At 73.7% G+C, this 25544-nt stretch carries 12 protein-coding genes; 4 read left to right on the forward strand and 8 right to left on the reverse strand.

Features of this window, described 5'->3' with window-relative positions; genetic code table 11:
• Positions 1 to 9 precede the first annotated feature (9 nt).
• From ACFO60_RS12110 to ACFO60_RS12140, 7 genes are all read right to left on the reverse strand, one after another.
• Positions 10 to 1452, reverse strand: a complete 1443-nt coding sequence (locus ACFO60_RS12110) for a condensation domain-containing protein (RefSeq protein ID WP_380840136.1) — start codon at positions 1450 to 1452, stop codon at positions 10 to 12.
• A gap of 85 nt (positions 1453 to 1537) precedes the next feature.
• Positions 1538 to 1723, reverse strand: coding sequence for an MbtH family protein (locus ACFO60_RS12115; protein ID WP_380840138.1), 186 nt, complete (start codon positions 1721 to 1723; stop codon positions 1538 to 1540).
• A gap of 1 nt (position 1724) precedes the next feature.
• Entirely contained in the window at positions 1725 to 7502 is a 5778-nt protein-coding gene (locus ACFO60_RS12120) for an amino acid adenylation domain-containing protein (RefSeq protein ID WP_380840139.1), read from the reverse strand.
• Entirely contained in the window at positions 7499 to 14218 is a 6720-nt protein-coding gene (locus ACFO60_RS12125; RefSeq protein ID WP_380840140.1) for an amino acid adenylation domain-containing protein, read from the reverse strand. Before ACFO60_RS12125 ends, ACFO60_RS12120 begins: the two co-directional genes overlap by 4 nt.
• A gap of 470 nt (positions 14219 to 14688) precedes the next feature.
• Positions 14689 to 15030 carry a hypothetical protein gene (locus tag ACFO60_RS12130; RefSeq protein ID WP_380840141.1) on the reverse strand — a complete coding sequence of 114 codons (342 nt, stop codon included), beginning with the start codon at positions 15028 to 15030 and terminating at the stop codon, positions 14689 to 14691.
• Positions 15021 to 16766 (reverse strand): hypothetical protein, encoded by a 1746-nt coding sequence (locus ACFO60_RS12135; protein ID WP_380840142.1) that lies wholly within the window; start codon positions 16764 to 16766, stop codon positions 15021 to 15023. The genes ACFO60_RS12130 and ACFO60_RS12135 overlap by 10 nt, the downstream gene beginning before the upstream one ends.
• A gap of 755 nt (positions 16767 to 17521) precedes the next feature.
• Entirely contained in the window at positions 17522 to 18100 is a 579-nt protein-coding gene (locus ACFO60_RS12140; RefSeq protein WP_380840143.1) for a TetR/AcrR family transcriptional regulator, read from the reverse strand.
• A 211-nt stretch (positions 18101 to 18311) separates the two neighbouring features.
• Here ACFO60_RS12140 and ACFO60_RS12145 point away from each other — a divergent pair, with 211 nt between their 5' ends.
• From ACFO60_RS12145 to ACFO60_RS12155, 3 genes are all read left to right on the forward strand, one after another.
• Positions 18312 to 19742, forward strand: coding sequence for an MFS transporter (locus ACFO60_RS12145; RefSeq protein WP_380840144.1), 1431 nt, complete (start codon positions 18312 to 18314; stop codon positions 19740 to 19742).
• 246 nt (positions 19743 to 19988) lie between these two features.
• Complete coding sequence (locus ACFO60_RS12150) at positions 19989 to 22784, forward strand: helix-turn-helix transcriptional regulator (protein WP_380840145.1); 2796 nt, start codon at positions 19989 to 19991, stop codon at positions 22782 to 22784.
• Positions 22785 to 22980: 196 nt separating this feature from the next.
• Positions 22981 to 23445 carry a hypothetical protein gene (locus ACFO60_RS12155; RefSeq protein WP_380840146.1) on the forward strand — a complete coding sequence of 155 codons (465 nt, stop codon included), beginning with the start codon at positions 22981 to 22983 and terminating at the stop codon, positions 23443 to 23445.
• Between the two features lie 39 nt (positions 23446 to 23484).
• Here ACFO60_RS12155 and ACFO60_RS12160 read toward each other — a convergent pair whose 3' ends face one another.
• Positions 23485 to 24144, reverse strand: a complete 660-nt coding sequence (locus ACFO60_RS12160) for a hypothetical protein (RefSeq protein ID WP_380840148.1) — start codon at positions 24142 to 24144, stop codon at positions 23485 to 23487.
• A gap of 333 nt (positions 24145 to 24477) precedes the next feature.
• Between ACFO60_RS12160 and ACFO60_RS12165 the strand changes: the two genes are divergently transcribed.
• The gene (locus ACFO60_RS12165) at positions 24478 to 25479 is read left to right on the forward strand and encodes a hypothetical protein (RefSeq protein ID WP_380840149.1); all 1002 of its coding nucleotides are present in this window, start codon (positions 24478 to 24480) and stop codon (positions 25477 to 25479) included.
• Positions 25480 to 25544 lie beyond the last annotated feature (65 nt).

Genomic DNA, 25544 nt, shown 5'->3' on the forward strand with positions numbered 1-25544 from the left:
ATCGCCGGTTCAGGCGTGACCGCGGCCCGCGTCCGTCAACGGCGGGGAGCACAGGTGGGGGACCTCGGTCAGGGGGACGTCTTCCGTGAGGCTGCGGAGCAGGAGGGTCTCGATGGCGAGGAGCATCGTCCTCGCGGTCTCCCGTGGCAGGTAGGCGGTGTCGATGATGAGGCTCAGCTGTCCGGTGCCGGCCGCCGTCCCCACGGTGAAGAACACCTTGAAACGGACGCCCGGCCAGGCGTTCGTGACGTAGGTGCGGGTCTTCCCGGCCAGGACGGACAGGTCCTCGCCGGGTGCGAAGTTCGGCAGTGAGGGCCAGGTGCCGATCCCGCGGCGGTCGTTGAAGAAGGCGTCCAGGTCGGGTTCCCGGCCTCGGCGGCGGCCGATCTCCTCGCGCATGGCCTGCATCGCGAACGGGTCGTAGCAGGCGTTCCGGTAGGCCCCGAGGGCGGTGGAGTGCGCGGCCCGGCAGACGGCGGTGAAGTCCGTCGCCGGCAGGTCGAGCACGAACAGGGCGTCCTGCCCGACGGTGCCGACCATGGTGCGGGTGCGGGCGTCGCGGCGGTTGCTGTGGACGAGCTGCATGACGGCTCTCGGGCGCCCGCTCACCACGGCCAGGACGGTCGCGCAGGCCGCGAGCAGGACGCTGGTCGTGCTGACGGTCCAGCGCCCGGCCAGCACTGTCGCGGCGGCCGCGAGCGCGACGGACTCCATGCCGACCTCGATGAACCGCGGATCCTCCGGCTCTCCGGGCTCGTGGTCGAACACCTCCAGGGGGACCTCTTGGAGGATCGAGCGCCAGTACTCGACCGACCTGCCGGAGTGGGCCTGCCAGGACTCCTCGCGTTCCAGGGCCGCCTGGTCCGCCGGCTGCCAGCCGGCCGGCGCCAGGGCCTCGCCTTTGAGCAGCGCCTTCCACTCCGCGGTCAGCAGGGCCAGCGCCTGGTAGTCGACGGCCAGGTGGGAGAAGCTGAGCGCCAGCGCGAACGGGCGGCCGTCCTTGAGCACGACCGCGCAGCGCAGCGGCAGCTCCTCGTCGTGCGCGAACGCGGTGGCGCTCATCTCCACGCCGAGGCGCTCGGCCACGCGCAGCCCGCGCTCGGGGCCCGCCTCGACCAGCTCGACGCGCAGTTCCCCCTCGCGCGCCACCCGCTGCACCGGCCCGTCCGGCGTGCCGGTGAAGGTGGTGCGCAGGCTCTCGTGGCGTTCGAGCAGCGCGCGCAGCGCGGCCAGTACGGCGGCGAGGTCGCGCCTGCCGTAGACCGGGAGCACCCAGGGGCAGTTGAGGTAGGACTGGCTGTCGCCCATCAGGTGGACGGCCCGCCACATCAGCCGCTGTCCCCAGGTCAGCTCCGCCTCGCCGTCCCGCTCTCCGCGGAACGGCACGTTCACCGAGCCGTTCAACGAGCCGTTCACCGAGTCGTTGGCCGGGGCGTTCGCTGGACCGTTCATCGGGCCGTCCATTGTGCCGTTCACCTCGGCCGTCCCGCCGGATCGTGGGCGTCCGGCCGCGCCCTGGGCCGGTCCGTGGCGCAGGTCATGCCGCGCCGTCCTCGCGGAGCCGCGCGCTGCGCGGGCGCATGTCCGTCCAGACCTGGTCGATGTGGTCCAGGCACTCCTGCTTGCCGCCGGTGAACCCCGTGGCTCGCCATCCGGCCGGGAGTTCCCGGTCGAGGGGCCACAGCGAGTACTGGTCCTCGTCGTTGACGACAACCTGGTTCATGTCACGCCTCCGTCGTTTCGGTACGGGTGGGGGTGGCGCCTCGCAGCGCCTGGACGCCGACGAGGTCGTCGGCGACGGCGTCGGGGACCTCCTGGTCGAAGCGGGCCAGCGCCGGGACGCGCGACGCGATCAGCACGATCAGCACGATGACGACGCCGAAGAGGGCGTACATGAGCCCGATGCCGCGGCCGGGGCCGGTGCCGATGAGCGCGCCGACGGTCGGGGCCAGCGCGCCGCCCTGGACGAGCAGCGGGTCGAGCACTCCGGCGGCGTACGGGGCGACCAGCCCGAAGCCGATGGGCAGCGTGGACCACGCGATCAGCGTGTTCATGGCGAACACCCGGCCGTGGAACCGTTGCGGCACCTTGACCTGCACGATGGTCGTGTAGATGCCGTTGAGCAGGGTGATCCAGAGCGTCATGCCGCACACGCCGACCGCGATCACGGTCAGATCGGCGCGCAGGCCGGTGACCACGCAGAAGAAGCCGAGGATCAGCGTGCACAGCAGCACCCCGCGCAGCCGCAGGCGGCGCGGGCCACCCCAGATGATCATGATGAGCGCCCCGGCGAACGTGCCGGCCCCGGCCAGGAACGCGATGCGCCCGACGTCGGCCAGCCCGGCGAACGACAGCACGAGCGGCGAGAACATTAGCAGGAGCGGCGACAGGAACACGTTCAGCACCACGAAGAACAGCAGCATCGCCACGAAGCCGCGGTGCCCGAGAGAGTAGCGCAGCCCGCCCAGGATCTCCGCCTTGATCGACTCGCGGCGCCGCCAGGGCATCGTGGCGGGGAAGCGCACCACCAGCAGCGCGACGATCGCGACCGCGTAACTGACGACGTCCAGGACCAGGATGCCGCCGAGGCCGATCTCGGCGAGCAGACCGACGGCGAAGATCGGCACCAGGAGCTGCGCCGTGCCGGTGCCCAGCTGCATGATCCCGACGGCGTGCCCGAGATAGTGCTTGGGCACGAGCTGCGGCACCGCTGAGATGTACGCGAGCCGCTGGAAGGTCAGGGCGACCGACAGGCAGCCCAGCAGCGGGTAGATCAACCCCACCGACAGGTGCCCGGTCCACAGCAGGACGCCGAACGCGAGCTGGACGGAGAACGCGGCCACGTCGCCGGCCAGCATCACCCGGCGCCGGCTGGCCCGGTCGATGATCGCCCCGGCGATGGGGGCGGTGAGCAGCCCGGGCACCAGGCCGACGACGGCCATCAAGGCGAACTTCGCCACCGACCCCGTCGTCGTGTAGACCCACAGGGGTACGGCGAACTCCGTCAGCGCCGACCCGATGACGGAGGTCAGCTGGCTGAGCGCGACGGCCAGGAAACGCGGGATGCTGGGGCGCACGCCGCCGGGCGCCACCCGCGTCTCGGAGCGCGAGGTGTCGTGCAGCCACCAGGTGGCCTCCGGCGTCCGCGCCGGCCTGTCCCGCGAGGCGGATTCGCGTGGTCCGGATTCGCGCGCTCCGGGGGCCTGAGGGCCGGACTCGCGCGATACGGGCTCGTGGGGTGCCGGATCCTGTGGCCTGAGGTCCCGCGGTCCGGGTCGGGGTGCAGGTGTGGGTGGGGGTCTGTGTCCGGTTTCGGGCTCGGGTGCGGGTTGGAGTTCGGTCAGCGTCCGGTGGGTGGTGGTGACGATCTCCGCCAGTTCCTCGGCCCGGTACTTCAGGAAGAAGTGACCGGCCTCGGCGAGGACGACGACGGCCGAGACCGAGGTCAGGAAGTGCCATTCGCGGAAGCGTTCCTGGTAGTAGTCCGTCGCCGGGTCCTCGGTCCCCACCACGCTGATCACCGGTGCGCGCAGCCGGTCGACGCCGCCCTCCAGCAGGCGGGTGTAGTAGTCCTCCGCCTCCCGCGAGTCCCGGCGCATGTTGCGCACGATCCGCCGGGCCTGCGCCGGGTCGATCTCGCCCATCTCCAGGCCCATCGAGATCAGCCAGTTGACGTAGCGCTGGTCGCCGCGCAGCCGCTCGGCCTCGGCGAGCCGTGAGATGCGCGACAGCAGGGCTCCGCGCGGCCGGGCGAACGGGAAGATACCGCCGATGTAGACCGCGACGAGGTCGCGTCCTGCCGCCTCCAGCCGCCGGGAGAGTTCGACGGTCAGGGCCGAGCCGACGCCGCAGTGCCCGTACAGGATGACGGGTCCTTCGACCTTGTCCATGATCTCGCCCACGCACGCGGCGGCGAGGTCGTCGAACGGCAGCGTGCCCTCCTCGACCCCCACGTCGTGGCCGGGGATCGCCACCGACCACAGGGCGTGCCCGTCCGGCAGGGCGTCGGCGAGGGGCTGGTAGACGACCGCGCTGCCGCCCCCGTACGGCACGCACACGTAGCTCACCACCGGCGCGGTGCTGCCGGCGGAGGTCAGGCGGTGCAGCAGCTCGCGGGGCCCGCGTCGCTCGGCGGGGACGTCGGCGAGCGCGGCCAGCTCCCGGATGGTGGGGTTCTTGAACACGTCCATCACGGCGACCTGGCCGTCGACGCGGTTACGCAGCCGGGCCACCACCTGGATGGCGAGCAGGGAGTGCCCGCCGAGGTCGAAGAAGTCGTCGTCGAGCCCGATGACCTCGACGCCGAGGAGTTCGGCCCAGATCTCGGCGAGCGCCAGCTCGGTGGGGGTGCCGGGCGCGGCGAACTCGACCCCGGCGTCGCGCCCGGCGACCGGCGCCGGCAGCGCCCGGCGGTCCAGCTTGCCGTTGGGGCTGAGCGGAAGCGCGTCCAGGCCGACGTAGCCGCCCGGCACCATGTAGTCGGGCAGGGTCCTCTTCAGCTCCGCCCGTACGGCGGCGAGGTCGGCGTCGTCCGGCACGAGGTAGGCCACCAGGCGGTCCTCGCGGACGATCACGGCGGCGTCCCGCACCTCGGGCATCGCGCGCAGCGCGGCCTCGATCTCGCCGAGCTCGATCCGCAGGCCGCGCAGCTTGACCTGGGTGTCGAGGCGGCCGAGGAACTCGAGCGCCCCGTCGGGCCGGCGGCGGGCCAGGTCGCCGGTGCGGTACAGCCGCGAACCCGGCGGCCCGAACGGGTCGGGGACGAAGCGGTCGGCGGTGAGCGCGGGCCGGTTCAGGTAGCCCCTCGCCAGGCCGGCGCCGCCGATGTACAGCTCGCCCGGCACCCCGATCGGCGCCGGCTCCATGCTCTCGCCGAGGACGTACAGGGCGGTGTTGGCGATGGGCGTGCCGATCGGCACCCTGGCTTCCGCGGCGAGCGCCTCGGGCGGGCAGTGCCAGGCGGACACGTCGACGGCCGCCTCGGTCGGGCCGTACAGGTTGTGCAGCTCGGCCGCGGGCAGCGCGGCGACGCAGCGGCGGGCCAGGTCGGCCGGGAGCTCCTCGCCCGAGCAGATCACCCGGCGCAGCGACCCGCAGCCCGCCGCGCCCGCCTCGCCGAGGAACACGCCCAGCATCGAGGGCACGAAGTGGGCGGTGGTCACCCCCTGGGTGACGATCAGTTTGCGCAGGTACGCCGGATCCTTGTGACCGCCGGGGGTGGCGAGCACCATGCGCGCGCCCTCGCGCAGCGGCCAGAACAGCTCCCATACCGACACGTCGAAGCTCAGCGGGGTCTTCTGGGCCACCACGTCGCCGGCGCCGAGGCGGAACCGGTCCTGCATCCAGTCGAGACGGTTGGCGATGCCGCCGTGGGTGTTGGGCACGCCCTTGGGCCGCCCCGTGGAGCCCGAGGTGTAGATGACGTACGCGACGTCGCCCGGGTGCACGTCCGGCAGCGGGCCCGCGCCGCCGGTCCACGCGTCCGGGTCGAGAACGTCGTCCAGATCCAGGACGCGCGCCGAGGTGTCCGGGAGCGTGGGCCTGATCCGCCGTTGGGTGAGGAGCACGGCCGGAGCGGCGTCCGCCAGCATGAACGACACCCGGTCCGCCGGGTAGCCGGGGTCGATCGGCAGGTACGCCGCCCCCGCCTTGAGCACGCCGAGCAGGGCGGGCAGCAGTTCCAGCGATCGCTCGGCGCAGACCGCGACCACCGACCCCACGCCCGCCCCGAGGTCGCGCAGCGTGTGCGCGACCCGGGTCGCGGCCGCGTCCAGTTCCCCGTACGACAGCGAGCGCCCCTCGAACCGGACCGCGACCGCCTCGGGCGTGCTCGCCGCCCGTGCCTCGATCGGCCCGTGCAGGGTGGCCTCGCCGGGGAACTCGGTGGCGGTGTCGTTCCAGCCGTCGACGACCAGGCGCCGTTCGTCCTCGGTGAGCAGGTCGATGCGCGACAGCGGAAGTCCTGGCCGGGCGCTCACCCGCTCCAGCAGGGTGCGCAGGTGCCCGGCCAGCCGCTCGACCGTGGCCGCCTCGAACAGGTCGGTGTTGTAGACGAACAGTCCCGAAAGGCCGCCGTCCGCGTCGTCGGCGAGGTAGAGCTCCAGGTCGTAGCGGGTCGCCCAGCCGTCGACGGGGAAGTCGGCGACGCTCAGCCCGGCGGGCGGGTGAACGGCGCCGGTGCGATAGCTCTGCATGGCGAGGATGACGCCGAACAGCGGCGACCGGGACACGTGGCGTGGCAGGTCGAGCTCGGCGACCAGTTGCTCGAACGGCAGGTCCTGGTGGGCGAAGGCGTCCACGGAGACGTCCCGCACCCGGTCGAGCAGCTCGCCGAAGGCCGGATCGCCCGACAGGTCCACCCGCATCGTCAGCATGTTCACGAAGCAGCCGACCACGCCGTCCAGCTCCGGCAGCCGGCGGCCCGCCACAGGGGAGCCCACCGCCACGTCGGAGCCGCCCGCGTACCGGCCCAGCAGGGCGGCGAGCCCGGCGAGCACCGTCATGTACGGCGTGGCCCTGTGCTCGCGGCCCAGCCGCGTGAGCGCCCCGGCCAGTTCGGGACCAAGGGGGAAGGCGTGCGCGGCGCCGGCGTAGGTGCGCTCGGGCGGGCGCGGGCGGTCGGTGGGCAGGTCGAGCGGCTCCAGCCCGGCCAGCCGCTCCCGCCAGAACGCGAGGTCCCCCTGCGGCGGCGCGAGGCCCCGCTGCCAGGCCGCGTAGTCGCCGTATCCCACCTCGGGCGCCGCGGGGACGGCGCCGTCGTACCGGGAGAGGACCTCGCCCACCAGCAGCTCGGCCGACCAGCCGTCGGCGGCGATGTGGTGCACGGCGATCACCAGTACGTGGTCCTCGTCGGCCAGCCTGACCAGCAGCGCCCGTGCCACCGGGCCGGTGGCGAGGTCGAACGGCACCGCGAGGAACTCCTCGGCCAGCGCTTTCGCGGCGGCTTCGCCGGGGGCGTCGCGCACGGTCAGCGACAGGGTGGCGCCGTCGTCGGTGACCGCCTCCGGCCGGCCGTCCCAGGTGGCCGGGTAGCGCGTGCGCAGCGCGTCGTGCGCGGCCGCGACGCCGGCGAGCGCGTCGGCCAGCCGGCCCGAGTCCAGGGGCCCGCGCAGCCGGAGCCTGAGCGGGATGGTGAGCTGGGTGGTGCCCGGCGCGAACTGCTCCAGGAACCACAACCGCTCCTGGGCGTGCGACAGCGGAGGCGGCTCCCCGGCGGGGCGCGCCGGGATGGTCCGCCGCGGCGCCGCCGCCGCGCCCTGGCGCAGCCGCCGCGCCAGCAACTCCCGCTTGGTCGCCGACAGCCCATCCCTCTCGGCCGTCGGTCCGTCCTTGCGGGAGGGCGGCCCGTCCCTGCCGGCCGAAAGCCGGTCCCTGCCGGTCGGCAGCCCGTCTGTGCTCTCGGCCGGCGGCCCGTTCTTGCCGGCCGACGGTCCGTTCTCGCGGGCGGGGGGTTCGTCCTCGGTGGCCGGTCGCTCGTCGGCGCCGGTGCGCGCGCCGCTCAACGGAGAGCCTCCGAGTCCAGCAGGTGGGCCGCCTCGGTCTCCGAGAGGCCGGAGAGCTGCTCGATCAGCAGGCTCTCCACCGCGTCGGCCAGCCCGGCGACGGTCGGCCGGTCGAACACCGTGCGGATCGGCACCTCGACGTCGACGGCGTTGCGCAGCAGGGCCGCCACCCTGATGGCGAGCAGCGAGTGGCCGCCGAGGGCGAAGAAGTCGTCGAGTGCGCCGATCTCCTCAAGGCCGAGCACCTCCGCCCAGACTCTGGCGACCAGGGTCTCCGCGTCGGTACGGGGCCGCACGAACTCGACGGCGGGCTCCGGCGCGGGCGCCGGCAGCGCCGTCAGGTCCACCTTGCCGGTGACGGTGAGCGGCAACGCGTCCATCGGCACCCAGGCCGTCGGCACCAGGTGCGGCGGCAGGGTCGCCGACAGCCGCCGCCGCAGGTCGTCCGGATCGGCGGTTCCGGTCACGTACGCCACCAGCCGGTCGCCGTCCGCCGCCACCACCGCCTGGCGCACCCGCGGGTCGGCCAGCAGGGCCGCCTCGACCTCTCCCGGCTCCACCCGGAAGCCGCGCACCTTCGTCTGCCCGTCGAAGCGGCCCAGGAATTCCAGAGTCCCGTCCGGCCGCCACCGCGCCCGGTCACCGGTGCGGTACAGCCGCGAGCCGGGTGGACCGTACGGGTCGGGGACGAACCGCTCCGCGGTCAGCGCCGGGCGGCCGAGGTAGCCGCGCGCCAGCCCGGCCCCGCCCAGGTACAGCTCGCCGGAGACGCCGGGGGGCACCGGCTCGCCGTACGGGCCGAGGACGTGCGCGGTCGCGCCCGCGATGGGCCGCCCGATGGGCGGGCGGCGTCCGGCGTCCGCCGCGCCGAGGGCGGCGGCCGTGGCGATGACGGTCGCCTCCGTCGGCCCGTAGGTGTTGACCAGCCGGACCCGGTCGCCGAACCGGTCGCGCCAGCGGGCCACGGCGGCGGCGTGCGCCTGCTCGCCGCCGATGATCACCAAGCGCAGCCGCTCCGGCCAGGTCAGGTCGTCGAGCGCCTCGGTGAGCCGGTGCCAGTAGGCGGTGGGCAGGTCGAGCACGGTGACCTGCCTGCCGGCCGCGCCGCGGAGCGCGTCCGGCAGGGTCGCGGCGCCGTCGGGCAGCAGCAGCACGGACGCCCCTGCCGTCAGCGCCGGGTAGAGCTCCTCGGCGTGGGCGTCGAAACTGAGCGACGCGAACTGGACGACCCGGTCGGCGGGGCCGATGCCGTAGGCCTCCCGCATCCAGCGCACGCGTCCGGCCAGGGCGCCGTGCTCGACCAGCACGCCCTTGGGGCGGCCGGTCGAGCCGGAGGTGTAGATCACATACGCCGGGTCGCCGGGCTCGGGCGTCCGCCACTCGTCGTCGCCGGGCTCTACCGTCCGCCGTTCGTCGTCACCGGGGTCTGAAGCCCGCCACTCGTAGCCGCGCGCGCCCGGCTCGCCTGTGCCGGGCTTGAGGCGGGCGGTGAGCAGCGGGGTTCCCGGCGGCAGGCGGTGGGCGAGTCCTTCGCCGGCCACGACCAGGCGGGCGCCGCTGTCATCGACCAGGAACGCGAGGCGTTCGTCTGGATAGTCGGGATCGAGCGGCAGGTACGCGGCGCCGGCCCGCCACACGGCGAGCAACGCGACCAGCGCGTCGGCCGAGCGGCCGAGGCAGACCCCGACGACCTCGCCGGGGACGACCCCGCGCCGCCGCAGCAGAGCGGCCAGCCGCGCCGTCCTGGTGTCCAGTTCCCCGTAGCTCAGCCGCTCGTCGCCGCAGACCAGAGCCGTGGCGCCGGGGGTCGCGCCCGCCACCCGCGCGAACAGCGCGGGGACCGTCTCCACGGCCGTGACGGCCGTGACGGCCCTGCGGGGCCCGTCGGCCGCACCCCACTCCGCCGTATCCCTCTCAGCGGCACCGCTCTCGGCGGTATCGCCCTGCCCCGTATCCCTCCAAGCCATATCGCTCTGCGCCGTACCGCCCTGCTCCGTATCCCTCCCGGCGGTACCGCCTCCGGCCGTACGGGTCGCGGCGAGGATCGCCTCGTCGGCGGCCGTCAGCATCGGCAGGCGTGAGATCGGGGTGGCGGGGGCGTCGGCGATGCCTCGCAGGAGTGCGGCGAACCGTTCGGCGAGGCTTTCCACGGTCGCCGCGTGGAACAGCGTGGCGTCGTAGCCGAGCACGGCGAGCAGGCCGTCGCTCTGGCGCCAGGTCTCCAGGGCCAGGTCGAACTTGGCCTGCCGGTACCCGCCGTCGAACAGCTCCACCCGGAGATCGCCGATCCGCTCGGGCGGGGCGCCGTCACCGGCCTGGCTGTGCAGGATGATCATGGTCGAGAGGAGCGGGTTGTGCTGGACGTCCCGGGGCACGCCCAGCTCCCCGGCGAGCCGCTCGAACGGGACGGTGCGGTGCGCGTGCGCCTCCAGCACCGTACGGCGGGTGGCGTCGAGCAGGTCGGAGAAGGCCGGGTCCCCGCCGAGGTCGCCGCGCAGCACCAGGGTGTCGGTGAGGTAGCCGACGACCGGTTCGAACTCGACCCGGTCACGGACCGCCCACGGCGTGCCGACCAGGATGTCCTCCTGCCCGCTGTGCCGGGCCAGCAGCACCTGGTACGCGGCGGCCAGCACCATGAACAGGGACGCGCCGTGCTCCTGCGCCAGCCGTTCAAGCCGGGTGACGACCCGCTCGGAGATCGGGAACGGGTGGAAGGCCCCCTCGGGCCGCCGCCCCGCCGGCATGTCGGTGGGCAGCTCCAGCACCGGCGGCGCGGCGAGCCGGCCGCGCCAGTACTCCAGCGCCTCCTCGGCGGCCGGTCCGGACTCGTGTTCCCGCTGCCACGACGCGATGTCGCCGTACTGGACCGGCAGCGCGCGAAGGCCGGGCTCGCGGCCCTCGACGCCGGCCTGGTAGAGGGCGAACAGGTCGTCGAGCAGGATCCCGAGTGACCACCCGTCCGCGATGATGTGGTGCAGCACGAAGCAGAGCACGTGGTCGTCCGGGCCGAGGGCGAGCAGGCCGACCCGCAGCGGCGGCGGCCCTGCCAGGTCAAACGGCGCGTTGGTGCGCTCGGCGACCAGGCTCCGCGCCCGCTCCTCGGCGTCGGCGTACGCGGTGAGGTCGAACCGTTCGACGGGAACCGGGCCGGGCGGGTGGACGACCGTCACCGGCTCGCCGTCGTCGCCGCCGTCGGTGAACGAGGTGCGCAGGCTCTCGTGCCGCGCCACCACGGCGTCCAGGGCCGCGCCGAGCGCCTCGCCGTCCAGCCGGCCGCGCAGCCGCAGCACCAGGTACATGTTGTAGGAGGCGTCCCCGGGATCGAAGCGCTGCAGGAACCACAGCCGCTGCTGCGCGGGCGACAGCGGCGGGTTCACCCCGGCCGGGCGGGGCCGCACCCCGGCGGGCACGGGCGGCTCCTCGCCCGGGTCCTCGGCGTCCCCGCGCAGAGCCGTGATCTCCTCGGCGACCCCGGTGATGGTGGGGTCGTCGAAGAAGGCGTCGAGGGACATCTCGACCCCGAGGCGCTCCCTGATGCGCGCGGTGATCTGGGTGATGGTGATCGAGTGCCCGCCGAGGTCGAACAGGTCGTCGTCGTCGGCGATCTCGTCGAGCTCCAGGACCTCCTGCCAGATCAGTCTGATCTCCTCGACCAGACCGGCGGCACCGTCCTCGCCCGGCACGGTGGCGCCGGCCTGCCCGAGACCGGCGGCGCCGGCCCCGCCCGGCACGGTGGCGGTGGCGGTGGTCTGGTCCGGGACGGCGGCCGTGGCCTGGTTGAGGACGGCGGCGGCGGCCGTGCCGCGGGGGCCGCCATCGGAGGAGGCCGCCGGCTCGGGCAGGGCCGCGCGGTCGAGCTTGCCGATGGGGTTCAGCGGCAGGGCGTCCAGCATGACGTACGCGGCGGGCAGCATCGGCCGGGGCAGGGTCCTGCCCAGGTGGGCGGTCAGCGCCCCGGGTTCCGGACGGGCGCCCGCCGCGGGTACGACGTACGCGATCAGGCGGGGCTCGCCCGCGTCCGTGCCGGCGAGCAGCACCGCCGCCTCGGCGACCTGAGGATGGTCGAGCAGACGGGCCTCGATCTCGCCGAGCTCGATGCGGTGGCCGAGCAGCTTGACCTGGCCGTCCTGGCGGCCGATGAACTCGATCTCGCCGTCCGCCCGGTGGCGGGCCAGGTCGCCGGTCCGGTACAGCCGCGATCCCGGCGGGCCGAACGGGTCGGGGACGAACCGCTCGGCAGTGCGGCCCGGTCTGCCCCGGTAGCCGCGCGCCACCCCGGCGCCGCCGACGCACAGTTCACCGGCCACGCCGGCGGGCACCGGGCGCAGCGCCTCGTCGAGCAGGTACACCTGGGTGTTGTCGATCGGGCGGCCGATCGTGACGACCTCGCCCGGCTCGCCCGGCTCGCCCGGCTCGCCGAGGGTGCTCCAGATGGTCGTCTCGGTCGGGCCGTACACGTTGAACACGCGGTCGAACCGCGCCCGCAGTTCGGCCGCGAGCCGCGGCGGCAGCGCCTCCCCGCCCGTGAGCGCGGTCGCTCCGGCGATGCCGCCCGGCAGCAGCAGCCGCCACACCGACGGGGTGGCCTGCACGTACGTGACGCCCTGCTCGGCGACCAGCCGGGCCAGCGCCTCGGGGCGGCGTACGGCGCCGGGGGAGGCGACGACGACCCGTCCCCCGGTGACCAGCGGCAGGTAGAGCTCCAGGGCGCTGATGTCGAACGCGGGCGAGGTGAGCGCGAGCCAGCCGTCGCCGGGCCCCGAGCCGAGCCGGTCACGCATCGAGAGCAGCAGGTTCGCCAGGTTGCCGTGCTCGACTTCGACGCCTTTCGGACGGCCGGTCGACCCCGAGGTGTAGATCACGTACGCGAGATCCCCCGGTGTGGCCGGGGGCGTCTCGTCCGATTCGACCGGGTCCGGGCTCTCCTCCTCCTCGTCCTCCTCCGCGACGAGAAGGACCGGTCCCGGCAGGGCGAAGGGCGCGGCGGTGTCCGAGAGCGACAGCCGTGGCCGGGCGTCCGCCATGATCATGGCGAGCCGTTCCGCCGGATGGTCCGGATCCAGCGGCAGGTACGCGGCGCCGGCCTTGTGCGCGGCGAGCAGGGCTACCAGCAGCGTCTCCGAGCGCGGCAGGTGCACCGCGACGAGGTCGCCGCGGCCCACTCCGGCCCTGCGCAGCCGTCGCGCGAGCCGGTCGGCGGCGGCGTCCAGCCCGGCGAAGGTGAGCGAGCGGCCCTCGCAGGTCACGGCCACCGCGTCGGGGCGAGCCCGCACCTGCTCGGCGAACAGGCCGGGCAGCGTCGCCGCCCCGGAACGGGCCGCCGCGGTGGCGTTCCATTCGACGAGCAGCCGCGACCGCTCGGCCGGGGAGATGACGTCCAGCTCGGCCAGGCGCACGCCGGGATCGGCGGCGGCGTGGCGGAGCAGCGCGCGCAGGCCGTCGCGGAACCGGACGACGGCGCCGGGGTCGACGGCGGCGGGGTCGAACCGCAGGCACGTGTCCAGCCCGCCGGGGCCGTCCACGAACTGCAGGTGCAGGGCGTTCCGCACGCCCCCGCCGAACATCGTCCAGTCGACCGAGACGTCGAGGCCGGGGAACTCCGGCTCGGAGTCCCGCCTGCGGTAGCTGATCGACACGGGTGCCACGGCGCCGCGCGGCGCGAGGCCGACCGCTCGGGCGAGCGGCACCTCCCGGTGCGCGTACATCTCGCGCAGCCCGCCGCGGACCACCTGGACGAACTCGCGGAAGCTCTGCCCGGGCTCCGGGCGCGCCATGACGGGCAGTTCGTTGACGAACGGCCCGATGTGGTCGCGGGTCGCGGGACCGCGCGTCGTCACATCGACCATGACGGTCGCGTTCTGCCCGCCGTACCTGAACAGCAGCCCGTGCACGGCGGCGACGAGCGCCTCGAAGATCGTCGCGCCCGCCGCCCGCGCCACCTCGGCGGCGAAGCGGCGTAACTCGTGGTCGGCGCCGCCGCCGATCTGCTCACCGGGCCCGTAGCGTCCGGCCGTGCGCCGCTGACCCGGCAGCACGACCTCGGCGGGCTCGCTCCAGCGTCCGGCCCAGAACTCGCGGGCGGCGGGCAGCGCGGCCGAGACCCGCTCCCGCTCCGCACGGGCGGCGTCGGCGAAGGACAACGGCTTACGCGGGGCGGTTCCCTCGGTGGACGGCTCCCGCGGCGCGGTTCCCTCGGTGGACGGCTCTCGCAGAGCGGTCCCTTCGGTGGGCGGCTGCGGGAGGGCGGTCCTCTCGGCGTAGTACCGGGCCAGGTCGCCGACGAGGACGTCCTTGGACATGCCGTCGAAGACCAGGTGGTGGGCGACGAACAGCAGCAGGTGCCGTCGCGGGCCCGCGGGGGCGAGGACGAACCTGGCGGGCGGCCCCTTCTCCAGGTCGAACGGGCGGGCGGTCTCGTCGGCGATGAGCCGGTCGAGGGCCTGCGGGGAGGGGTCGGGCAGCTCGACGACGGTGACCGACGGCTCCGCCGCCTCGGCCAGGTGAGGCCCGTCGCCGCCCTCCACGACGGTGGTGGCGAGCACCGGGTGCCTGGCCACCACGCCGGCGCACGCCGCGAGCAGCGCGGGCACGTCGAGGTCGCCGTCGAACCACAGGGCCAGCGGCATGTGGTAAGCCTGGCCGGCGCCCAGCCGCTCGCCGATCCAGATGCCCTGCTGGGCGAACGAAGCCGGACTGCTTTCCTGTCCGTGGGTCATGTGCGTTCTCTCCGGTCCATACACGTGAGTCGCCGGGCCTGGAACGAGATCTTTCCGACGTCCGCCACGACGGTCGCCGGGCTGCCTGCCCGCTCCTCCGCGCGACGTGCGAGCAGGTTGGGGAGGACGAGCCAACGGCCGCCCTCTGCCGCACGGGTCCGAAACATTTTGCCCCCAACGCCGATATTTCGGCCGTCCACACCCCGTCGATGGGCATAGAAGTACCAGTTCATCCGGTTTTAGGCATCGCCAAAACTTCTGGTATCGGCAGAATAGGCACACGGGCCGGGGAGGAACAGAGAAAAATCGAAAGTTGTGAGCCGAAAAGTATCGGACCACCTCACGCCGCCGAATGGACACCTTCGGTGCGGCCGATGGCGTTGTCCGCCGGGGGTGGTCGCGAGCCGGCCGGGCGAGGCTGAGCGATCAGCCCTTCGGTTCCTCCTCCTTCTGCGGCCGGGCGAAACCGCTCAGCGGGCCTGTGGGCCGGAGGGGGAGGCGGAGGGGGAGGGGGTGACGGCGCTGCCGGCGATGACCGTCTGCTGGGCCATCACCACCGCGAAGTTCCCCGCCCCCCGGGTGAGGGCGTACAGCGCGCCGTAGGCGACGAAACCGGCGAGGAGCGCGATGGCGTACCAGCCGAACAGGTCGGTGCCCGGTTGGGCGATGACCGTGACGGCGCCGCCGCCGACGGCGCCGATGACCGTGGCGAGATCGCTGATCGAGGCGGCGGCCGTGGCCCGGATCAGTGTCCGATAGGTGATGAACCCGACGAGCAGTCCGAAGCAGACGACTCCGATGGTCAATACCATGGCGACTCCATGCGAAGGGCCCGGCGCAGCGTCAGCTCGGCCAGGCAATGGGGGGTGTAGGCGAGGCCCATGAGGTTGCCCCTGGCGAACATCCGCCAGCGGGTGTCGCGCAGCGCCTCGCCGACGGTGGCCCCGTGGACGAACTCGGTGAGGAACAGTTCCATGGCCCAACCGGCCAGCCCCTGCTCCATCGTGATCTCGGTGCCGATGACTCCGGAGGCCTGGGCGCGGTTGGCGAACGACCTGACGAAGCTGCTGAAGGTGCCGGTGACGGTCTCGGTGGTGTGGCAGCCGTTGAGGATGACGAGCGGGTGACGGCGCGGCCAGTGCGGGTCGGGCCAGCCGCTCGTGCGGGTCCACTGGTTGACGTCGGCGGGGGTGAGGGTGTCGCCGTACATGCGCAGGTACAGGTCGTAGCCCACGCCGTCGGCCGCCATGTCGTAGCCGCAGTGGGAGTACATGTAGACCACGTCCATGGTCTCGCCGGCCAGCTCGGCGCAGAGCCCTTCCAGGGTCGTGATGGCCGGCCGGATGATGGCTTCTCCGAGCCGGGTGGTCAGGGCGTCGAAGTGGCGGCGGGTGAGCCCCAGGTCCAGGCCGTCGGAGGAGTCCACGGCCAGCACCGACACCGGAAGCCCGCCGCCGCCGTCCTCGACCACGTGCTCCAGGTCGCGCCCCTCGACGTAAGGCGGGTGCTCGATGATGGAGGACAGGCCCCAGAACCCCCAGGGGCAGAGCTGGTCGGGTTTCCACCGGTCGCCGTCCCGGTGGTCGGCCTCATAGGGGCAACGGGCGGGCGCGGATGACCCGGGCGCGCCGGGGCCGTACTCGGCGATGGAGCGGCAGGGCTTGTAGCGGCTCGGCACGCCGCCGAGCGGAAGGTCATAGAGCACCGCCCAAGGGATCGGCGCCGGCCGTTCACCGAGGCCGACCACCTGCAGAATCGGGGGGCGAACATGGCTGGCGGCCTCCATCCGGACCAGTTCGGCCATGGTGGTGTACACGTCGGGGCGGGGGAACAGGTTGTCGTACAACCTGGCGCCGAGGTTGGCCAGGACGCGGAGGTCGGCGACGAGGGCGTCGTAGGACTTGCCGTAGGAACCGGAGTAACGGCTGACCGGCCCTTCGCCGAACTGCATCCGATAGAGGTGCTTGCGGGCCGCGAAGACGGCGTCGTCGACGGCCTTCGCCTCGACCGAGATGCTGTTCGGCGCGAAGCTCATGCCGTTGACCTGCAGCGCCGGCGAGGTCGGCTCGCCGGAGACCAGGACGCTCAGCCGGCGCGACGCCAGGCGGCCGAGACCGGAGAACGACCGCGACAGCTTGTACAGGGCCTTCGCGGTCGGGCGGCCGCGGCCGGGCGGGCCGCCGACGGGGACCGTGATGGCCGTGACGTGGACGGCCACGACGCCGTAGTAGAGCGTCAGCTCGGCGTGGACGGCGGTCCCGGCGGGCTGCCCGGGGAGGGGCAGCCGGATCCACGGACTGTCGCCCCGTGCCGGCACCTGGAGGCGGACAGCCCTGCCTGCGGGTGCGCCGCGGACGTAAAGGACGGCCTGGAGTTCGGGCGCGTCGCTCGGCAGCATCTCGCCGGGGAACGCCGAGCCGGTCTCGGGCGTGAGCAGGCTGCGCGGGTCGGGTGCGCCGACGTTGCACACGACCTCGTAGCCCGTCTCGGGGGCCAGCGGCTCGCCGACCGGCACTTCGGAGCCCTCGCGGGCCACGTAGATGTTCACATGACGGCCGCCGGCGGACTCGCCTTCGAGGGGCGCGGCGTGGCGTCCACTGGCGCGCGGTGGAGGTACCGGGTAGGGCGGGGGAGGCTCCTGGTACCCCGGCGGTGCGGACGGGGCAGGCCGGGCGGAGGACGGGGGCGGGGCGGCCGCCCCGAGGGGCGGGATGGGCGAGGGGGCGGTGGCCGGTCCGGGCTGCTGGGCAGACGGAGGCTCGCCAGGTGCCGGAGGCCACGGCGGCTCGGGGAGGACCGGGCCCTGAGGGGGTTGCGGCGGACGGCGCGACGCCGGTGGCTGATTCTGCCTGTTCCTGTCAGGTGAGTATCCGCCGTCCTCACGCCGGCGGCGGCGAAGCGACCGGCGGGCGAGTTCGGCGGCCAGCGCTATGGCCGTCAATCCCGAGATGGCCGCGCCGAGAAGTGCGGCCAGATCCATGGTCCCGCCTTTCTCCGGCGCCGCCTCGGCGGATCTCCAGTGATTCAACGAATAGACGCGGGTGATCCGGATGTGGAGTACCGGAGGGCGCGCGGAAATCGCGACACGCCATTTCGGACGGGCGTGTATGCCTGATCGTGACAGCCCTCTCAGGAGGGAATGGGTGCCAGTGTCTTGAATCCCTTAATTTCTTGATATGTCGCAGAAGTCCTTTTAGGGATTCTGCTTTCCGGGTGATGTCCCGGCGAGCCCGGCCGCGAGATGGGGGCCGCTTCCACGGGCGTACCGGATGTCAGGCGCCGCCCGTGTGCTGCCTGCCGCGGCTAGACGCGGCCGGTGCGCAGGCCGTCGAGGGCGAAGGTGAGGACGCGGTCGCGCTGGTCGTCGTCGACGAAGGCGGCCGAGGTGATGCCGCTGACCATGCGGAGCACGTCGTCGAAGCCGGCGTCCGCGCGGGCCTCGCCGGCCTGCTGGGCGCGAGCGAGCAGCGGTTCGCCCGCGGCGTATATCGCGGCGCGGCAGGCGCGGAACATCTCGGAGTCGCGGTTGAGCTCCTCGTAGAGGGCCCTCTTGGTGGCGAAGTAGGAGACGAAGCTCCGCAGCCAGCCGACGAAGGCCTCCCACGGCGGCAGATCGGCGGCCTCCTGCGCCACCCGGCACAGCTCCTCCACCTCGCCGACGTACACGCTGTCGAAGAGATCCTGGCGGGTGGGGAAGTTGCGGTAGAGCGTGCCGATGCCGACGCCCGCGCGGCGCGCGATCTCTTCGAGTGACGCGCCGGTGCCGTTCTCGGCGAACGCCTCGCGTGCCGCGTTGAGTAGGGCGTCGAAGTTGCGGCGCGCGTCGGCGCGTTGCGGGCGCCGTACCGCGACGCCCAGGGTGCGGGGGGTGTTCTCGGTCACGCTCACCTCCTGGACGCGGCCCTCGGGGTTGTAGCGGAGGCTGGCCTCCGCTACTGTGGAGGAGTGCCTCCGCTTTGATCGGAGGCTTGCCTCCGTCTTTGTGGAGGCCCACCTCGACTTTAACAGACCGAGTGGCCCGCTCGTGCGACCCGCATGCCGGCGCACCTGTCTGCGACGCCGCTGCTCGCGTCATCGTCACCAAAGGACCCTCATGGCAGGCAAGACCTCGTCACCACGGCTGACCTTCGTCGTGCTCTCGGCCGCCGCGGCCTCGTTCGCGATGCTGCAGTCGCTGGTCAGCCCGGTGCTCCCCACCATCCAGCACGATCTTCACACCACCCAGAGCACCGTGACCTGGGTGCTGACGGCGTGGCTGCTGTCGGCCTCGGTCGCCACCCCGCTGCTCGGCCGCGTCGGCGACATGATCGGCAAGGAGCGCACGCTGCTCGTCGCGCTCGGGGCGATCGCGGCAGGAAGCCTGGTCGCCGCGCTCGCGCCCAACATCGGAGTGCTCATCGCGGGCCGGGTCATGCAGGGCCTCGGGGGAGCGGTGTTCCCCCTCTCCTTCGGGATCATCCGCGACGAGTTCCCGCCCGAGCGGGTGCCCTCGGCCGTCGGCGGCCTGTCGGCCGTGCTCGCGGTCGGCGGCGGACTGGGCACCGTGCTCGCCGGGCCGATCGTCCAGGCCCTCAACTGGCGGTGGTTGTTCTGGATCCCGATGTTCGTCGTGACGGGGACCGCCGCCCTCGCCCACCGGTACGTCCCCGCGTCCCCCGTCCGCACGCCCGGCCGCGTCGACTGGCTCGCCGCCGCCCTGCTGTCCACCTGGCTCGTGGCGCTGCTGATCCCACTGAGCAACACCTCCTCCTGGGGCTGGGGATCGGCCCGCGTCATCACGCTGCTCGCCGTCGCCGTGCTCGCGTTCGCCGCATGGATCGCCGTGGAACTGCGCTCGCGCGATCCGCTGGTGGACATGCGCATGATGCGGCTTCCCGCGGTGTGGACCACCAACGTGGTGGCCCTGCTCTTCGGCGCCGGCATGTTCTCGGTCGTCGCGTTCGTACCGATATTCCTGCAGACGCCGCCGGTCGCCGGCTACGGATTCGGCTCCAGCGTCACCGAGGCCGGCCTGCTGACGCTGCCCATGCTCGTCACGATGGCGCTCGCGGGCTACCTGAGCGGCCCGATCGCGCCGTTCGTCGGGGTCAAGGCACAGCTCGTGTGGGGTTCGGCCTTCTGCCTGGTCGCCGCCGCGGGCTTCGCCGCCTACCACGACCGGCCGTGGCAGATCGCGGTGGCCGAAGGCGTCGTGGGCATCGGACTCGGCCTCGCCTACTCCGCCATGACCAGCCTGATCGTGCAGAACGTCCCGGCACACCAGACCGGGATCGCCAGCGGCATGAACGCCAACATCCGCACCATCGGCGGCTCGATCGGCGCCGCGGTCATCGGCTCGGTCATCATCGCCCACCCCCGCCCGGACGGCCTGCCCCAGGCGTCCGGCTTCACCTCGGCCTTCCTGCTGCTCGCCGTGATCGCGGCGGTCACCCTCGCCCTGGCGCTGATGGTCCCCTCCGCCCGCCGCGCCGCCGCCCACCGGACGGCCCGCGACGAGATGCTCAGCGAAGCCTCCGCCCGGTGATGGCCTGACCTCACCTATGACCGATGAAGGCCTGGCCGCGAGACGGCCTGGCGGACTCGCTGACCGTGTGACGGGCTGACCGCAGGACGGGCTGACCGTGTGACGCGCGGGCCGTGTGCCGTGGTCGGCCGTCGTGACGGCGTGAGCCCGGTGGCGGCCCGCGTCATCCAGCGGTGTGGCGCCGTACGTATATCGGTGTCCGCTGAGCGCCGTCTCGACCGGCGAAGCGCTGTATGGGAGACGACAGTGACACCTGTACAGATGGGCGACTGGCCGCTGACCGGCCGTGACGCGGAGTTGCGGGCGGTCGAGGCGGCGCTCGCCGCCGACGGCGGCGGGGTGGCGATCGTCGGCGTCGCCGGGGTGGGCAAGACCAGGCTCGCCCGCGAGGCGCTGGGACGCTGGTCGGCGCGCGGACGCGACCACGAGTGGGTGGTCGCGACCCGCGCCGCCGCCTCCATCCCTTTCGGCGCGCTGTCGCACCTGCTGCCCGACTCCATGTGGTCGGCCGGGAGCCGGGTGGCGTTGCTGGCCCGGGTGATCGAGCGGGTCGCGTCCAGGACCGCGCAGGGACCGCTGCTCGCGGTCGTCGACGACGCCCACCTGCTGGACGAGCCCTCCGCCGCGCTGCTCCACCAGCTCGCGGCCCGGCGCCTGGTGGTGCCCCTCCTCACCGTGCGGCACGGTGAGCCGGGCAACGACGCCGTCGCGGCGCTGAACAGGGAGACGACGCTCAGACTCCGGGTGGAACCTCTGCCGCCCGGGGCCGTCGACGCGCTGCTGGACCAGGCGCTCGGCAGGCAGATCGACCCCATCAGCAGGCGTGCGCTGCACCGGCTCGCGGGCGGCAACCCCCTGATGCTGCGCGAGCTGCTGGCGGACGCGAGGGAGACCGGCGCGCTGGTACGCCGGAACGGCGTCTGGCGGTGGCGCGGGACGGTCCCCGGCGGAGCCAGGGTGGCGGAGCTGGTCGCGGCGCGCCTGCGCGGGCTGAGCCCCGCGACGCGGCAGGTGCTGGAGATGATCGCCTGTGGCGAGCCGCTGGCGCTGGCCCTGCTCGGCCGGCTGGCCGGCCCGGCGGCGATCGAGGCGGCCGAGCGCAGCGGCATGGCGGTGGTCGAGCGGTCGGGAGCCAGGGTGGCGCTGCGGCTGGCCCACCCGCTGTACGCGGAGGCGCTGCGCGCCGGCCTGCCGGTCACCCGGGCCCGCGTCATCTGGGATCGGCTCGCCGGCGCCCTGGCGGAGGGCCCGAGGCGCCGCCGCGACGACGCCTTCCTCGCCGGGGTGTGGCGCCTGAGGTCGGGCACCGCCGGCCGTCCGGCCGACCTGGTGGAGGCGGCGGAGAAGGCGATATCCCGCTTCGAGCTGGGACTGGCCGAGCAGTTGGCACGCGCCGCCCGCGACTGCGGCGCCGGGGCCGACGCGGACTGGCTTCTGGCCCGGATACTGAGCTTCCAGGGCCGTGGCAGGGAAGCGGTGGCCGTGCTGCCGGCCACCTCCGAGCCCACCCGCGAACCACCGGTGGCACAGGCGGTCACGCGGGCTTTGATCCTCTACTGGGGCCTCGGCCGCACCCACGAGGCCGAGCAGGCCCTCGGCCAGGCCCGGTCCTGTGACCCGGACCCTGGGCACGCCCGCCTCTCCGATGGCGCTTCCGGGCCGGCTCGTTCCTCCGATCCCGTGCCCGCCTCGTACCGCCCCGCGCCCGACGGCTCAGGTGAGGCGGCCGGCGTCCCCGGGGCCGGCGGGAGCGACGTCCTCGGGAGTGTGGAGGGACAGGACCGCACAGGAGAGGCCGAGTCGACGCGGTCGTGGATCCTGCTGTTCGACGGGCGGTGCCGATCAGCGCTTCAGGTGGCCGGGAAGGTCCTCGACCTGCCGGAGGCGAGCGAGCAGGCCGTCGTCTGGGCCGCGATGGCCGGCGCGATGGCGGCCGGGCTGCTCGGCCGGCCGGACCTGGCGAGGCCGATCGCCGAACGCGGCGTGCGCCTCGCCGAGGCGCACGCCGGCCGGCTGCCCTGGGCGCGGGCACAGGCGGGCTACGGATTGTGCTTCGCGCTGCACGCCTCCGGGCGGCTGGCCGAGGCGGCCGAGGTCGCGGAGGCCGGGCACCGGGCGGCGGTGGCCAGCGACGCCGGCATGATGACCGCCGTCTGGGCGGGGTTCCGCGGGATCGTGGCGAAGTCGCGGGGTGACCTGCACGCCGCGCAGGCGGCGCTGCGCGTGGCGGTCATGCTGCTGGAGGAGGACGACACCTACGGACTGGTCCGGGTGTGCCTCGGCGAACTCGCGGGGGCCGTGGCGCTGACCGGCGACGCCGCGGGCGCCCGCGAATGGCTCGCCCGCGCCGACGAGCACGACGGGGCGGCCAACCGCATCTTCGAGCCGCGGATCCTGCTGTCCCGCGCCTGGGTCGAGGCGGCGGGCGGCATGCGCACGGCGGCCGCCGGTCTGGCGGAGCGGGCCGCCGATCTGGCCCGCGACACCGAGCAGCCGGCGATGGAGGCGGTCTGCCTATATGACGCCGCCCGGCTCGGCGCGTCGCGGCGGGTTCGCGCGCGGCTGTCCGCGGTGGCCGCCGCGACGCCGTTGACGCTCGCGCCGCACCTGTCGGCCGCCGCCACGGCGCTCGCCGCCGACGACTTCGTGGCGCTGGACCAGGCCGCCCGCGCCTTCGCCGACCACGGGCACCTGCTGCTGGCCGCCGAGGCGGCGCGGGCGGCGGCGAACGCGTACCTGCGGAGCGGCAGGGGCCCGCGCGCCCGGCCGATGCTCGAACGCGCGACGGTGCTGGCGGAGACGTGCGCGGCGGCCCGCACACCGCTGCTGGAGGAGCACGGCCTGAGCGCGGTGCTCACCCGGCGCGAACGCGAGGTCGCCCGGCTGGCCGGCGGCCTGCCGAGCCGGGAGATCGCCGCCCGGCTCGGCCTCTCGGTCAACACCGTCAACAACACCCTCGCCCGCGTCTACACCAAGCTCGGCGTTACGGGACGCGGCGAACTGGCCGAGATCTTCTCGGCGCTCGGCGGCCGGGACGCCTGACCGCAGGTCACGACGGGCCGATGGATCAGAGCGGGCCCGCACTGCCCCGCGACGGGTCAGGTGGCCTGATCTAGCGGCCGGGCCGCCGGGACGACGGTAATGGGCTCGGACGCCGCCGGACGGCGGCGGGGTGGGCACGGCCGGCTCCGGCCGGGCGGCTCACCCTCATCCTGTTCCCCACCCAAGGAGGTATGAGATGAGCACGTTCGTCTCCCACCGCATGCGGGCTCGGGTCGTCGGCCTGTTGATGGTGCTCGTCAGCGCGGCGGCGCTGGTGGTGGCCACCGGGGCGCCCGCCGGCGCCGCCGCGTGCGCCACCAATGCGCACGTGTACGCCAACGGAGGGTTCGTCAAGTACGAGACCGACCCGATCGACGGCCCGGTGGGCACCATCTACGTCCCGTACTACGGCGTCGTACGCTTCGGCGGCAACGGCCTGAAGCAGGGCGAGGACCCGTTCTGGGACGTCTACCGGGAATCCAACGGCGCGTACGTGGCGACCTTCGTCGGCACGCGGACGCGGAGCAACTGCGTCTCCAACGAGATAGAGATCTTGGCGAGGGCCACCCCGGGGAACTACATCGTCAGGGCGACGTACGAGCCCGGCAACTCCGGCGGCGTCGTCCGCAACCAGGCCCACGTCCGGTTGATCGTCTACTGACTGATCACGCCAGGGCGGCCGCCGGCCGCCCTGGCGTGATCAGTCGCGGTCCGGGGTCGGCCTTCCCCTCCGCCGGGTGGCGAGCCGGACGAGGGCGGCCCCGGCGAGCACGGCGACCAGCCCCCCGGCCGCGGTGATCCCCAGGCTCCGGGCGTCGACGCCCGTGAAGGGGAGTCCTCCAGGCGCGGGAGCGGGGGCAGGGGCGGGCGCGGGGGCCGGGCCGCGGTGGTCGCCCTCGTGCCCCGGTTCACGCGCGCCGGCCGCGTCACCGGCGTTCGACGAGCGGTGCCGGCGGTGGGTACGGGTGCCGGTGTCGCCGATCTCGATGGAGGTCAGCTCGGACCCGTCGATCGTGGCGCCGTCCATGGTGGAGGAGTGCCCGTCCGGCCCGGGGCCGTCGGGCTCGCCGGCCGTCCCGGCGGGTGCTCCGGGCCCCGTGCCCGGGTCGCCGGCGCCCGTCCCGGGCTCACCGCGGGTCGGTGAGGGCGAGGGTGAGGGCGTGGGCGTGGGCGTGGGGTTGGGGGTGGGGGTCGGCCCGTCCGGGGGGAGCACCCGTATCGACACCTCGGTCGAGCCCAGGTCGTACCGCTCCCTGCCCGGGGCCGCTTCTCCGGGCGCGTTCCGGCCGTCGTCGCCGGGTGCGGTGATGGACGCCGCCGACGCCGCCACGGGCGCGGACAGGGCGAACACTATCGCCATTTCGATGCCGAGCGCGGTTGACCCGAGCCGTCCAATCATGATTTCCCCCGAAAGAACCGTAAAATCCGTTCGTTGCCTACGGATTTGACATGTACGCCCTTTCTGGCTTTTCCCGTTTTCCGCGGGATATCACGTGATTACCTCAATGTCGCCCCGTCCGGAAAGCGTCGTATATGCGATTTGATGGCACGCTGGGGGATATGTCGGTCGGTCACGCCGATCCGCCGACGTGGGCGAAGACACCCGATCGGTGTGGCGATCATCCTTGACTACGCTCCGTAATCATTCTGATACTTCCAGCATTGATCGCTAACGGTGCCGGGGATGGCGTGGATGAGGTTGATTGAGTATCGGCGACCGGTCACGCCCGTGGGTGTCGTGACCGGCCGGCTGGCGACGAAGCTGATCGCGGTCATGGGAATCCTCTGCCTGGGGGCGCCCGGCTCCGCCGCGATCGCGGCCTCGAGACCCAAGCCGGGGTTCTCCTTGCAGGTGAGCCCGACACGGCTGGTCGTGCCGGCAGGCAGCGTCTCCGCCGTCCAGCACTTCGAGGTGACGAACAAAGGGCGCTCGCCGTTCGTGGTGACCGTCGAGAAGGCCGATTTCACCGCCGATGAGAAGGGCACGCTGCGATTCGAGCGCGAGACCCCGTACGCCGCGGCCGCGTGGGTCGGCGTCCAGCCGGCGCGCCTTCGCATGGAGGCTGGCGAGACGCGGAAGGTGGCCGTCCGGATCGCCGTTCCGGCGTCGCCGGAGCCGGGGGAGCACCACCTGGCCGTGATCTTCAAGGTGCCGGCGGGCACCACGCGCTCCAACATCCGGGTCAACCGCGCGATCGCCGCGCCGGTCTTCGTCGCCGTCCCGGGTCCGGTCGACCGGACCGTCGAGATCGCCGATCTGCGCGCTCCGAAGTTCGTCACCGGCGGACCGGTCGTGATCAGCACGAGGATCCGCGACGTCGGCACGGTGCACCGGGACTTCAGAGGCCGCGGGCGGCTGCACGTCCGGGTCGGCGGGGACGATCTCGCCTTCCCTGACTTCACCGTCCTGCGCGGCTCGGTCCGCGAGGTGACCACCCAATGGAACCCGCCGCTCATGTGCGTCTGCCACGCCGCCGTGTCGATTCCCGCCGCCGACGGCACCCGGCGCTCGGCCACCGCCCGGATCATCGTCTTCCCACTGCACCTGCTGGCGGTCGCGCTGGGCGTACTCGCGGCGCTCCTGACGCTCGCGTGGTTCGCGCGGCGCCATTACCGGGCCAAGGTGCTCGCCGCCGCCGCCGCGCTGAACGCGGCCGAGGGGCACGACGCCACCGGGGGCCGCACCGATGCCTAGGCGCAACGTCTCCGCCGACGCGCCGGCGGCAGACCGGCCGCGCCGCGTCCTGGCCCGACGGCCGG

This window comes from Sphaerisporangium dianthi, from assembly GCF_042654065.1.
In the GTDB taxonomy this organism is placed as follows: Bacteria; Actinomycetota; Actinomycetes; order Streptosporangiales; family Streptosporangiaceae; genus Sphaerisporangium; species Sphaerisporangium dianthi.